The following is a 15,153-nucleotide window of genomic DNA, read 5'->3' on the forward strand; positions in this document are numbered from 1 at the left end:
CGAACGCCGCCGCGGCATGGCTCGATACGCCAACAAAACGCATAAAAAACCGGCTCTCCATACGAGGAGAGCCGGTGGTTTTTTACCGCGAATATTCAGCGGCGGCCATGATCATTTAAGCACAGCCCGTTCATAGCGTGCGTTGCTTTTCAAACTGCTGTACCAATCAATCTACATAATACGCGATCCTGTAGAAGTCGTTCGAACTGTAACCAAGGGCGACTCCCCAGAAATTGGCGCCTCCGTCCGGCTCTATGCTTGTGCGCACATTCTCCACTTCATACACAAGAGCGGCGTTCATGTACTCCCAACCGTCTCGGGTATCGGGTTCTCCCGCGGTATCGCCGGTTTCGGCTTCGAAGGCCGGATCATAATACGCGAGCTTCAGACCGTCGAAGCTGTATGTATATGAACTATCAAGATACGAAATCCAGGGTCTGTTGTTCACAAGTGTGATATCAGCCCAAATTCCGACGGAACCGGTCGCATCGACTATTACGCTCGACCCGAAAGTATACGGCGTCGCTCCGTTTGTCGGATTATTCGTACTTTTCATGTAAATCAGATCGCCGGTGCTGTTCCGATAGAACGCCAGATGTACATACCCGAGGGTGTCGACTTTCATCGAAATATACTTTCCGGAGAAATTGTAGTTTAAATCTCCGGCGCTCATGACAGTCTGCAAATTCCACTGGTCAGCCGTAGGATTGATCGCGGTAGCCCGAGCGATCTTTACAGTCCGGTTAGTAATATCATAGTACGCGATCACCGGGAAATTATTCGTGGGCGTAGTGTCTATCGAGCAGAATTCTCCGGCGGCCAAGGAGCGCGAGGTACCGGCGACGTCTACCACGCGGTTGGTACTTGTTCTGACCGAGAACAGAATGCTTTGGTTGTTAGTCGTATTGGTTCCCGAGATTCGCGCTCCCAGAGCGATAGCGATATCTACAACGCCCGCTACTGGAGCCGTATAAGTTGTATTCGAGCTATCCCGCATAATATTTTGGCCAGCTATAACGGTAGCACCATTGGTAACATAAATATTGGTAATTGAAGCTCCTGTGTTGGTATTTGTACCATATTGCTCCGTATATGCGCCGTCATGGGCGTCGTATCCGCCATCTACATTGATCCAACGGGCTGAGTACGCAACATTGTTGTTATTTGCATTGTACCAATATTTGAGAGCTTTGGTTTCAGTGTCGAAGTATGCAGCATGGATATTATTTCCCTGATACGCGATCCGCTGACCAGTAAACTGCATCAGTCTCCGATCGTGATAGAGGTACTCTACCTCATAGCCGTTGCCGGTGGAGACGTTGTCAGCACCGTTCGCGTTGGCATCCCACACCACGATTCCGCCGGCGCCTGCGTAATTCCACAAACCGTTTCCGTACGTATTGGCGTTGTAGATTACGCCCGGCCGGTTGCCGTACGCGATATCTGTTTGCTCGAGAGGATCGTATGACGAGGCGATTCGATGCGTCGCAAAAACGTAGTCCTCGTTGTTCGCGATGCGGAATACCGACGATGTCGCATAATTGCTCCATGAAGCGTAAAGGACCCCCGCGTTCTGGGCCATCGCGGGATACTCGGGGTCGCTGCTGCCGGCAAAGTAGCCCCTGTTCGCTCCGGTTTGATTATCGTTCGATCTCCAAACATGCAGGTTCCGATCATCGTTCCAGAGAGCAGAATCCGAGTTCGTTATGTCAACTTCCTTGTTATACTCGACCGTATTGGAGTTCACATTGTTCAGAGAAGGCACCGCGTTAACCGTAAGCGTTACCGCTCCGCTTCGGGTTGTAGTAGGGGCAGTAACGGCGAAACCGGTGTTTGTCGCCGCTCCGGGCAGAGTCTGCGACGCCCCGCCGAGAACGATCGTATCTGCTGTTGTGTAGAACATATTAAATCCGGCGAACGTAAGCGATTCTTCCTGCCTTACGCTTGTCCGTCCCTGCCGCGATCTGATGGTATTGTAATCGGTGCTTCGCTTTATCTCCCTGATATACGGAACGATATCCACCTGATAGCTCGGGCGGTTGTTCGTCTTTATATCCGCGGTTTCGTTCGCAGCCTCGGGCGAGGCGTTCGGGCGGCGGTCGGTCGCGATGACGCGGATCTGCCGGTTGGTCGCGGCGACGCCGGTTATCTTCGAAGAATCCCAATGAAGGGTCCAGCTCGACTTGTGGCCGGTCTGATCGAGATAATCCTGTACGACAGAGAAAGTCCAACCCTGGGCCGGCGTATTCACATCGGCAGCCACGGGAACCCACTGGCCGGTCGCGGCGTTGAACGTCGCAAGCAGGTAATACGACCGATCCAACGATTCTTTCGTACCGTCTGCATTGATGTCGAACAAGTTAGAGGAAGTTACGGTATTCGGGAACGAGAACTCGCCCGTATTTCCCGAGCCGATGAACATCCATATCTCGTTGAGTCGCTGGTCGTCGTACGCGGTTCCGCGGATGGTTATCTTTCCGGAAACCTTCGGGTCGAGATCGTATACGGTTGCTCCGCCGGAGGTGAAAGTGGGTCCGGGCAGATCAGCCTCGAGCTCGATATGTCCGTTGTCCTTCGAACCGTTATAAAGCGAATTGTTGCCGTTTCCGGTTCCGTTCCAGAAGAAGGGACTGATCACCGCTTTCGGTCCGATATTGTCGACGACATCAACCGTCATGGGCGCGTTTACGCGAGCCCACTGGCTGTCGGTGCCCTGCTCGGTTTCTTCGGTCTCGTCCCAGAAGGCGAACGAGAAGAGCTTCAGGAGATCGTCCATGGTTTCAAGCGTTGCCGGCGCGATCTCGATAGCCTGCGAATGAACAACCGAAGTGTCGGTCTCGGTAATAGACGTGAAGTTATTCACTGTTCCGGTTATAGCGGTTATAGGCAGTGTAGTGCCGTCCCACGCCGTTCCCGCCGGAGTGTTGGTTTCCCAGATGTACCGGATGGTGCCGTTTCCGCCGACGAACTCGGGGATTACCGCCAACCGTCCCTTCACCTTGAAAGCGGAGGACGCGAGATTGACCAGGGACTTCTCTTCGCCGCTCACAGCAGTGTAGTACGTGATAAGCTCCGTTGAGCTGAAGGCGTTGTCGCCGCTCAGGTCGGTACCGAGGCGCACCTTCGCTATCTGCGGGCGCTTGTTGGATACATAGGTCGCAATTGACCCTGCTGTCGCGTTTCCGCCCTTGTCGTACGCAACGTAATGCAGCTCTATCGGGCCGTCAGGTATGTTGAGCGAATTGATGGAAGCCTGCCAGTTGTATGTCGAAACGTTCCGCTCTACGACTTCCACCATGCCGTCTCCGTCATCCTTGGATATAACGGGATCAGGACCGCCGGACCAATCGCCGGTTTCCGCCGTCGTGTTGTCCACAATCTGCGCGTACACGAATTCGGCGGTAGTAAAGCTGACTGAAACGGCAGGACTGAACGTGATGGTGTTTCCCGAAACAGAGGCGATGCGCCGGTCAACTCCGCCGATTCTGACGAGACCGCCTACGCGAATGTTGGCGTTAGCGCCTATCGAAGCATGAGTCAGGCTGTTTTCGTCGGTTCGGGTTGCACCCGCATACGTAATTCTCGGCAGGTCTCCCGCCGTAAATACCAGATCGGATAGATTCGTACGCGCCCCTGAGGAAAGCATCGGGTTGTACACGCGGTCGACCGTGCCGTTTCCTGCGTTGCCCCTTCTGACGAAGAAGAAGGCCAGACGCTCGAAACCGCTATTCTCTTCGGTAACGGTAGACCCAATCGTATAGGTGTTATTGCTTTGCGCGATCTGGTTCGTCATGCTCACCGGAATGCTGCGATGAGTGATCGTTCCTACAGTCGGCGCGATATTGTCGTAATTAACGGCGATATTCTGCCTGGTGACTCCGACCGGGTCGCTGCTGTCTGTCACCTCGATCTGATAGCTGTGAGAGCCGGCTACAGAACTGCTAGTGGGGAATCCGAGCGGGATGCGCAGGGTATAATACGGCGCGGTGATATTCGTTGATCCGCCGGGAACAGACGCCGACGTGAACCAGTCAGCGTTCACATTATCCGCGCGGTTGGCAAGTTCGGCGCTTGTGGCCAGATTAGTCACCCTGATGTTCGCGATTCCGCTTTCATCCGCGACGCTTCCTACCAGATACCACTGCCCGCGGATATACATATCCGCTTCGTAGGTGCGTTCCGCGATTACCGTCGTTCCGTCCAGATCGAACTGGACCAGCCGCAGATAATCCGGGTCTCCCAGGCGGGGAACGTTGTTGTCGATGGATATCGTGCGGGTCTCCGACCAGTTGCCGAACGTACTCTTGTCGTCCTGGGCCCTGACGCGGTAGCGGATGGGTTTCGCGGGATTGCCGCTTGCAGGGTTGAATTCCCCCTTCTCGTTTATCGATATGTTCCAGCTCGCGCTTCCGGTGACAGGGAATTGATACGGATCTTCCGCCGTACCGGTTCCTGACATGACGTAGCGAGCCGACGTATAGAGCGCATTGTATGCAACAAGGGCGTCCCGGTCGTCGACATCGAAGTCGCCGTCGTTGTCGACATCGATCATCATCCATACTTTCGAGACTGAATCGTTATCCTGCGCGCTTCCGAAAATACGGACCGTGCCGCCGAGGGTTGTTCCTGTCGCGGGATACAGAATCGTTGCGGTCGGCTTGTCGCCGTCCGGATCCAGATCAAGATAATGAACGTAATCGATATAGTTTCCTATGATATCTGTCGCACGGATAGTGATGGGCAGGCGCCAGATATCAGCGTCCTGCTCGACCGCATGGGTATCATTTGCGTACGTGGCGGTCGTGGTAATCACGTTGGCGGCGGCGTTTGTGAATGCGATGCTCCAGGAGAAGGTTCCGGTTACAGATTTCCATGACGCGTCCGTACCGACCCTGTATTGAACGGTCGCTATTCCCGATCCTGTGCCGTCGTTGGTGGTTCCGCGGAACGTAACGTCGCCGGTCACCTGCTCATTCATAGAGTGCGAGGTCACCTCTACGGTCGGTTTTGTGTTGTCGATTACGATCTGGCGGGTGGACGAGGAAGTCTGGCCCGAGTTGTCCGTAACCAGAACGGATACTGTCTTCGCCCCGCTTGTCCAGGCGGATACGTCTATCGGAACTGTTGCGGAAGAAGTGAACACTTCCCAATCGCCTGCGACGCCCGAGACCTTGCTCATCGTATACGAAGTTCCGTCTATGGTCAAAGCGACGGATTGAATGCCTACCGTGTCGCGGGCAGCGACGCGCAGCGCGAACTGGGCCCTCGTGCCGCCGAATATCGTATTGTTCAGCAACCGGTATTCATCGGCAAGAGGCGTCGCTCCGTCGAAGGACCATGGATCTGTGGAATCGAAGTAAATATCGGACTGGATATCCGGAGGATTGGTGTCTATCTTGTATGCGACGCGGCTTCCCACCGCGCTTCCGCTGTCGGTGCTGAACTGCAGCTTGGGATAAGTCAGAATGTCGCCCGCAACGTACGTGATCGGAGTCGCGAACGTATTTCCCGCAACGTCTGTAACACGGAAGTACAGGTATTTCTGTCCGTCGCCGGTCGACGGAGAATACTGGAAGGATCGGGTATCCGCGTCGTAGAAAAGCGGGTTTCCTGGATTGGAAAGCACGGCGTTCGCAGTCGCGGCAACCCAGGTTGATCCGTCTTCCGATACAGCGAAATTCGCCAGCGCGACGGTTCCGTCGTCGTCAAGGAGAGTTCCCGACACAGTGGTCGTATTAATGAGGGTTGTTGTGCCGTCAGTCTTTACGTTCGAAAGCCTTACTACCGGCCGGTCGGCGTCCTGATCGACGAGGAAGGTGCGTTCTACGAGAGTCTCGTTGTTAGCCGCGTCGAGTACTCGCGCCCGGACGCTGAGCTGAAGCCCTGTTGTCCCGGCGTCGCTGTCGTAGAGTGCGGAACTTGCGGATATAACGCTTGTATCGAAATTCTCGAGCTCCCAGGAGGTTGTGCCGATCAAAGCGCCGCTTTCGGCCGGAATCCAGGCCCACGCCGGAACTCCCACTGTTCCGGTATTCTTGTAAACCTCTACAGCAACGCTATCGATTCCGTTCGAGTCGCTTGCCGTTCCCGAGAATGTAACAAGCTTATTGATTGTCGCACCGGTAGAATGCGAAGCGAATGTCACGGTTGGAGGCGTTTTATCGATGATGATGGATTGGCCCATCACGATCGAGTAACGGCCCGACGCGTCTTGAACCCGGAGGTAAATTTTCCGGTTTCCGGCGGCGAGCGACGAGAGATCCGCGATGTTGACGGTGGCGCCCCATGTAACCCCGGCGCCCGCGTCGATGTCGGTTACGGCAGCCGAATACACGGTTCCTGTTCCCCAATTATAGTCGCCGACCTTCGCGAAGAGGGTTACCGGCCCGCTCGTGTCGTCGGTTGCCTCTATCGATATATCGAGAGTTCCATTGCCGTTGTCCACAGGAGTCGTTACTGGATCGGTTATGTCGAAGGAAGGATCCATCGTGTCGATCCAGACGGTTCTCTCAGTAAGAACGCTCGTATTCCCGGCCCGGTCCACAGCGCGAACCTGCAGGAGATTTGCGTTTCCGTCGGAGAAACTGATCGTTCCCGTGAAGGTCGAAGTGCCGGTCAAGCTCACCCAATCGCCGAAGGCGCCCTCTGTTCCGTCAGGCGAAATCCTGTATTCGATTTTCTGGAGCCCGCTGTTTCCGGTATCGGAAGCGGTTCCGGAAATCGCCCGGCTTGCGGTCGTATACCATGTCGAAGAAACGATCCCGGTAAAGGTATCGATTGTCGGAACGTTTTTATCGACGACTACGGTTCTGGATACCGTTGTGCTCTGGTTGGCCGCGTCCTTCGCGATGAATGACAGCGCGTACGTATTGTTTGCCCGCGCGGCGGAATCGAAGGTGTATGTCCAGTAATTATCGTCGGCGGTTGCCGATGTGTTGTCCGGACCGTCTGCGTCGATTGATATAATCGTTTCCTCGCCGCCGTTGATCCGCGCCACAAAACTGGCAAGCGCGTTCGTATCGGAAACGCTTCCCGCGAATGTAACCGTGGCGTTGGTATATTGGGTATCCGTGGATCCGACGCCGCCGAACGGAGCGTCGGAAGATTCGGTTAATACTGGAGGAGCTTCGTCGAAATAGAAATCGACAAATGCAGTCGTAATATTGCCGATTCGATCGGTAGACCTGAAATATAGTTTCTTTGCGCCCTGAGAGCCGAGAGATACAGCGCTAGCCGACCAGAGGCTCGAAGAATCAAGTTCCGACAATTCGGTCCAGGTTCCGTCCGCTCCGTTCGTAGACGTGGTGCTGTATTCGATATCCTTGTATTCAGTTCCTGTGCCGTACGTGAAGCCGACGCCGCCGATGTCGCGCGACGAACCGTCAATATCAACGGTATTTTGCGTAATAACAGCGGAATCCCCGGGGTTGTTTATCGTGATCGCCGGGCCAGTCGTATCGATGCGGACTGTCTGCGTCGCGGTCGACACCTTTCCCGCCAGGTCTGTGACCGTGAGGGTGTACACATAGAGGCCGTCGTTTGCGTGAGTCGCCTCGTTTACTGTCTGATCGTACGTCCAGACTCCGGTCGAAGAGCCTCCGCTCGTCAGCGTAAGAGTACCGAGGCTAGCGCCGTCCTTCGTCGCGGTAAGAACCACAGAGGACGGGCGTCTGCCGGCGGTGATGCTGTCGTCGTCGCTGTCTCCGCTCAACGTAAAGTCCGTTTCGCGGCTTTCCAATCCGGCGTCGCTCAAGCCGCGAGCTGTCGCGCCGACCGTCATCGTCGCTGTCGGCATCGCGCGGTCTACGTTTGCGCTCGTCGTCTGAGCGGTTCCGCCGTTGCTGATGTTTCCGGCCTTGTCGACCGCCCGGTAGTATACGGTATGCGCGCCCTCGCTCGCCGAGGAGAAGTCGACAGATCCGCTCCAGCTCGTTCCGCTCACGGAAGCGAGCGTCCAGGCTCCAGCCGTAGAATCCAGCTGATACTCGACGCGCTCGAGGTTCGTTTCCGTTATCGTTCCGGATATCGATACCGTTCCGCTCTGCCAGCCGGTAATTGCCGCCATGGATACCACGGGACTGGTGTTGTCCACTATAACAGATCGGTTTTGCGTGCTTGTCTTTCCCGCGGCGTCCGTCGCGGTGAACACCAGGTTATATGTTCCGTCTGCGGGAGCGTCGACATCGAATGAGTAGCTCCACGATCCGTCTCCGGCAACCGGTATGGTCGCGGAAGCTCCGCCTGACACCGTCAAACTGGTCAGGGAGTTCGAATCAGACGCGTTGCCCGAGAACGCCACGTCGCTCGTGGCGTATTGTGCAGAGGTCGTGCCCACGGCTGTCTCGCTCAACACAGGGTTCGCAAGATCGACTTTTACGGTCGCCGTCGTATTCTCGACGTTTCCGGCACGGTCGCTCGCACGCACATACAGGGTGATGTTTCCTTCGGCGGAGTCCGCCAGTGAAAGCGATCCGCTCCAGGTTCCGCTTCCGATAGAGGCGGGCATCCAGGTTCCCGCAGTCGATCCGAGCTGATACTCAACTATGCTGAGATTGCTTCCGCCTAAGTCAGAAGCCGCTCCGCCGATCGGGATCGTTCCGCTCTTCCATCCGGTCAAGTCCGTCGTTACGCTCACTGTCGGATTCGTTTTGTCGACAAGAATCGAACGTGTGACGATCTTCGTTCTTCCCGCGACATCGGTCGCTATGAACTGCAAGGTGTATTCGCCGGCAGCAGACGGCGAAGTCCAATTCCAAGAAGCGGCAGTGCCGGAGGTCGCAACAGGGGCGGCGCCGTTAACACTGACGGTCACGTTTGAAAGCGCATTTGAGTCTGATGCCGTTCCGGCAAAATAAACAGAGCTGTTCGTGTTGAATGTGGTCGAGCCCAGTCCGGATGCGGTTTCGAAAATAGACGGGTCTTCGGTGTCGTACTGGAAGGAAACGGTTTCTGCCGTCGCAGGATTCAATCCATCGGAAGCGCGTACCCAGAAGGACTTTGAGCCCTGTCCGCCTGAGGAGAAATTGACTCCTGCGGCAGACCATGAGGCGGCCTTGGTGATGGCCGTCCATACTCCGTCCGCTCCGTCCGTGCTATCCAAACTATATTCAATCGCGCTAATGCCTTTTCCGCTTCCATCGTCGACTGTTCCGCGGATTGTATATGAACTGGTAGAAACGCCCTCTCCTACTGCGGGCGCAGTGATTGCCAATACAGGCGAAGTGGTGTCGATTACTACAGTCCGGGTGAATTCGGTTTTTTTGTTTGCGTTATCCGTCGCAACGAAGCTCAATTCATACGCCCCGTCGCCGAGCGCGATGCCGAGAGTCGCAGCCCATGTTGCGGCTCCGCTGGTCTGATTTAACAGAGTCACAGCAGCTCCGCTGTTTTTCGAATACGTGACAACCACGGACTTGATGCCGTTGCCGTCCGTTGATGCTCCGCTGAAGACGACATCCGCGTTCCGATACACCAGAGTTGTTCCGCCGATGCCGGAAGTAGTTTCGGTAAACGTCGGATTTGCGAGGTCGACATCGAACTCATAGCTTGTGACAGGGGAAACATTGCCGGCGTTATCCGTAGCCCGAACGGCGAAGGTTTGGTTCAATCCGTCGGTCAGTCCGGTTAACGGAACGAGCCAATTGCTCGTACCAGTAGCGGTAATCCAGCCGGCTCCGTTCAGGTTGTACTCAACCTTGTTCAACCCGCTCAGTCCGACATCGGCTGATTCGCCGGTGACATTGAAAGTATCGGTTTGAACCAGAGTAGAACCATCGGAGGCAATATTGGCAATAGAAATCGTCGGCGGCATGTTATCGATGATCACCGTCCGGGTAATCTCAGCAGATCTGCCGACCGCGTCGACAGCCGTTATTCTATATACATAGGTTCCTAAACCATTCGATACCGGAACGGAAATACTCCAGGTCCGGGTAAAACCATCGGGGCTTGTAGTAACAACGGTCGCCGAGCTTGCGGTGCCGCCGTCCTTTGCTACAGTCGCAGTGACCGTTCCCATAGCGCGGGTATCGGTAGCCGTGCCGCTTAACGATCCGTCCACGCGGATCGACTGGCTGACGGGAGATGCGGTCGCGAAAACGGGATTCGCGCGATCAACCGCGAAGACTTGCGCCGCTTCCGAGGATATATTTCCGGCGCGATCCACAGTCCACACGTACACCGTATGGGAGCCTTCGCCGAGGGCTTCGATATTCAGGGTTGCGAACCAGTTATCCGTTCCGGTCAGCGTTCCGGTCGCGGCGTCGCCTGCCGTTCCATTGACGCGATAGTATGCCGTCTCCACCCCGCTGCCGGTATCAGACGCGGTTCCCGCGATCGCGAGGCTGCTCGTCACATACGATCCCGGCGTAGTGCTAAACACAGGAAGGTTCGGAGCTGTGGTATCAATAAGCACATTACGGGACACTGTCTTTGTTTTCTGTGCCGCGTCTGTGGCAACGAACGAGAGGGCGTAGGTGCCGTCTGTAGTGTTCGGAAGCGTCCAGCTCCAGGCGCCCAATCCCGTCACAGCCGCGGGAGCGCCGCCGTTGATGCTCACGGTAACGCTGGAGAGTAAGTTCGTATCGCTCGCCGTTCCGCCGAAGGAAACCGCGGTCTTTCTGTTCACCAAAGAACTGGTCAAACCGGATGTAGTTTCCTCAAGCACCGGCGGATTAACGTCGTATTGGAAGGCTACGGATTCCGCAGTCGCGGGATTCAAGCCGTCGGAAGCGCGCACCCAGAGCGTCTTTGAACCTTCGCCGCCTGAGGAGAAGTCAACTCCGGTCGCGACCCAGGAAGCAGCCTTTGTGATGGACGTCCAATCTCCGTCGGTTCCGTCCGTGCTGTTTGCGCTGTATTGAATGGTTTCGACGCCCTTGCCGCTGCCGTCGTCAACGGAGCCGCGGATCGTATAAGAAGTCGTTGAGACGCCCTCCCCGGTCGACGGAGAGGATATCGATAGAATCGGAGAAACAGTATCGATTACGACAGCCCGGGAAAACTCAGCTATCTTGTTGGCGTTATCCGTCGCAACAAAGTACAGTTCATAGGTGCCGTCGCCGAGCGCGGTGCCGAGAGTCGCAGTCCATGTAGCCGCTCCGCTGGTCTGATTTAACAGAGTCACCGCAGCTCCGCTGTTTTTCGAATACGTGACTACAACGGACTTTATTCCGTTGGCGTCCGTTGATGCTCCGCTGAAAACGACATCCGCGTTCCGATAAACAGGAGTTGTTCCGCCAATGCCGGAAGTCGTTTCGGTAAACGTCGGATTTGCGAGGTCGACATCGAACTCATAGCTTGTGACAGGGGAAACATTGCCTGCGTTATCCGTAGCTCGAACAGCGAAGGTTTGGTTCAATCCGTCGGTCAGTCCGGTTAACGGAACGAGCCAATTGCTCGTACCCGTAGCGGTAACCCAGCCGGCTCCGTTCAGGTTGTACTCGACCTTGTTCAAACCGCTTAATCCGACATCGGCTGATTCGCCGGTGACATTGTAAGTATCAGCCTGAACCAGGGTTGAACCATCGGAATTAATAGTAGAAATGTTGATTGTCGGGGGCATATTATCGATGATCACTGTCCGGGTGATCTCCGCCGATCTGCCGACCGCGTCGACAGCCGTTATTCGATATACATAGGTTCCTAAACCATTCGATACCGGAACGGAAATACTCCAGGTCCGGGTCTTTCCGTCGGGGCTTGTAGTAACAACGGTCGCCGAGCTTGCGGCCCCGCCGTCTTTAGCTACAGTCGCAGTGACCGTTCCCATAGCGCGGGTATCGGTAGCCGTACCGCTTAACGATCCGTCCACGCGGATCGACTGGCTGACGGGAGATGCGGTCGCGAAAACGGGGTCGGCTTCATCGATCGTAAAATTCTGAACTGCTTCCGCGGATATATTTCCAGCCCGGTCGACAGTCCATACATAAACCGCGTGAACGCCCTCATCAAGGGAGCCTACGTCCAGGGTAGCGAACCAGTTATCCGTTCCGGTCAGAGTTCCGATCGCGGCGTCGCCTGCCGTTCCATTGACGCGATAGTATGCGGTCTGCACGCCGCTGCCGGTATCCGACGCGGTTCCCGCGATCGCAAGGCTGCTCGTCACATACGATCCCGGCGTAGTGCTAAACACAGGAAGATTCGGGGCTGTGGTATCAATAAGCACATTACGGGACACTGTCGTCGTTTTCTGAGCCGCGTCAGTGGCGACGAAAGATAATGCGTAGGTGCCGTCGGTAGTGTTCGGGAGCGTCCAGTTCCACGAGCTGGAACCCGTAACTGCTGCGGGAGCGCCGCCGTTGATGCTCACGGTAACGCTGGAAAGAGCGTTCGTGTCGCTCGCCGTTCCGCCGAAGGAAACCGCGGTCTTCCTGTTCACCAGGGAACTCGTCAAGCCGGATGTCGTTTCGGTTAGAACCGGAGGATTCAGATCGAACTGGAACCCAACGGATTCCGCTACGATCGCATTGAGCCCGTCGGAAACGCGCACCCAGAGAGTCTTTGCTCCCTCTCCGCCCGGCGAGAAATCAAGTCCTGTTGCCGACCACGATGCGGCCCGGGTGATTGATGTCCAAGAGCCGTTTACTCCGTCAGTACTATCCTGACTATACTCAAGAGCAGAGACTCCCTTGCCGCTTCCGTCGTCGACAGAGCCGCGAATCGTATAAGAAGTCGTGGATACGCCTTCGTCGTTCGACGGAGACGAAATCGACAATATTGGAGAGGCGGTATCAATCATCACATTCCGTGTAAAGCTCGTCGTCTTGTCAGCCTTATCCGTCGCTGTGAAAATGATTTCGTATGTTCCGTCGCCGAGGGCCGCGCCGAGATTTGTAGCCCAGGAGGAAGCTCCCGTAGTCTGGTTCAACAGGGAAACGGGGCTTCCGCCGTTTTTAGAATAAGTCACAGTTACTGACTTGATTCCATTGCTGTCCGTAGACAAGCCTCCGAATGAAACACTCGCGTTTCTATATACGATCGCGCTTCCGCCGATTCCCGATACTGTTTCGGTAAATACCGGAGGATTCTTGTCGACGGTGACATTGCACAATGAAATAATATCGCCGTACACATTGGTGTCGTCGGCAAGACGGAGCCACAAGCGATAATCGCCTTCAGAGTCGTTGCCCAAAGCATCTTTAAGAACAAGAGAACCGCTGAAAAGCTTCTTATACGTACCTGTTCCATCGGTATAACCGGCGCCGGTATCCGTGGAGACCTGGGCGGTCGTCCAACGATCATCCGATGTGGAAGGCGCGCCAGTTTCGCTTGCGCGCGTATAGGCGATCAGGGCGGATGCAAGGTCGTCGTCGGAATAGCCTTTAACCATCAAACCGCTGCCGTCGACAACCACAGAGGTCGAGCCGCCGAGGCTCGGGCTTGCCAGATTGCGAAGAACCGGCACGGTTGTGTCCGTTTCATATGTCTTTGTTATCGATGTTGAATAATATTTTCCGTCGTACAGGAGATACTGATAGGTAATCGTCTCGCCTTCTGCAGCGGCGGGAAGAGACACTGACCAGTCGAAGGTGTACCCGGTTGAAGAGGCGGTGCTCGCGGTCCCGGTCTTTGACTCGGAAACTACCGAGACAGAAGATCCGTCCGGTTCGATCCGATTGACGGAAAGAATGACCTCGCTGGAGTCGGAGTCGAACGCATCGATCTCCAGGATAAAATTGCCGTCTGAAGCAGGCCGAACCTTCTTCGCGTCCGGAGAGAATGTATCGATATACGGAGCGCTTCCGTTGATCTTGAAAGCGTATTCTCCGTATTTCTGTCCGGCATACAGGGTGCTCTTCGCGTCGCTGCGGGTAGTCGTATATTCAGCGGCATCTGTTGCCTGAACGATCAAAACCCATGATCCCGAAGTCTTCGGAATCTCATAGTTGAAGCTCTTATTGCTTCCGCTTGAAGTAATATCGGATACGCTGATTGCTTCCGACTCTAGAGGAACGCGAGTGTCGTCGTTAACTGCGCGGACATACGCATAAATAGGTGGATCTGACACTCTCAGAGCAGCGTTGCTTTTCCCCATTTTAACTGTCACATTAACGATCGATTTTCCTGCGATCTGATTTGTAAAGAATCCTTCAGCAAATGTGGATAACGGAAACCAGGTGAGACCGGAAATCTCTACTGTGGGGTTTTTGTTATACGGATCGATCGAGAAGTTTCCGCTTCCATCGGTCGTACATTCAGAAGAACTCATCGCGAGCTCTTGCAATGCAGATCTGGTAAGCGAAAGTCCTGCCACAGAGGAGACTTTTCCGGAATCGAGTTCGGACAACTGCTTAAGAGTGAAGGTATCGTCTACCGACAATGCAGCCGACAAGTCGCTGCTTTCGTAAATGCGCGCGGTTCCGTTTCCTGTGGTCGCGGTCGGATTACCGGTTGCGGGACTCTGATACACATATGAATCATCGTAAGCGGTCAAAGTATAGTAGAATTCTCGCGGTTTGGAGGTTTCATTCATGCCGGCGCTTAAAAGCTCGAATACGGTCGAAGGAAGGGTAAATTCCCAGTTCGCCAGCACATTCTGCTGCGTATGAGAAGCAACTAATTCAACTCCGCCGGCTTCGTCGGCTTCATAGAAATTAACTGTAATTGCCGAACAGTTCTTATAGTCCCAGAGGCTTCCAGAAAAAATCGCAGAGTCGCCGAAGGGGTCGGCAGATTCGTCGCCATTGGTTGAAGGTCGTGTCATTACGACAAGAGGAGCGGTGTTGTCAATAAAATAACGCTGGGATTTGTCCGCGGTTCGATTTGCCGAGTCAGTTGCGACTGCAACAAGCTGGTATGATCCATCAGGGATGAGCGGAAAGCCTGTTTCAGAGAGCGGTGAGTTTTCGACGCGATACGACCATGAATTGTCTTCCGGATCGATGTCAGCCGTCCACGTTCCAACGACCGCGTTAGTATCTACATTCGTCAATGTGAGCGTTACGCTCTTAATGGAAGTTTCATCCTTAACCATACCGGCAAAAATAAAATCGTCCCGCATCACGCTGTTCGCGGCAGGATACTCTATGCTCACCGTCGGGGGCTTCGTGTCGACCGAGTCGCCGAGGCCGACTTTGCAGGTCATGAACGACGACGAGAATGCGAGGGTTAAGAGGAGAAAGCTTATTACGCTGGCTTTGACTGCTTTCATGG

General features: G+C 55.0%; 1 protein-coding gene. It reads right to left on the reverse strand.

Going from position 1 to position 15,153, the window contains the following annotated elements; all coding sequences use genetic code 11:
* Window positions 1-166: 166 nt before the first annotated feature.
* Window positions 167-15,151: an Ig-like domain-containing protein gene (locus K7J14_RS06320; RefSeq protein ID WP_230754462.1), complete on the reverse strand. Its 14,985-nt coding sequence runs from the start codon at window positions 15,149-15,151 to the stop codon at window positions 167-169.
* Window positions 15,152-15,153: the final 2 nt, after the last annotated feature.

Origin of the sequence: Teretinema zuelzerae, from assembly GCF_021021555.1 — a bacterium.
GTDB lineage: Bacteria > Spirochaetota > Spirochaetia > Treponematales > Treponemataceae > Teretinema > Teretinema zuelzerae.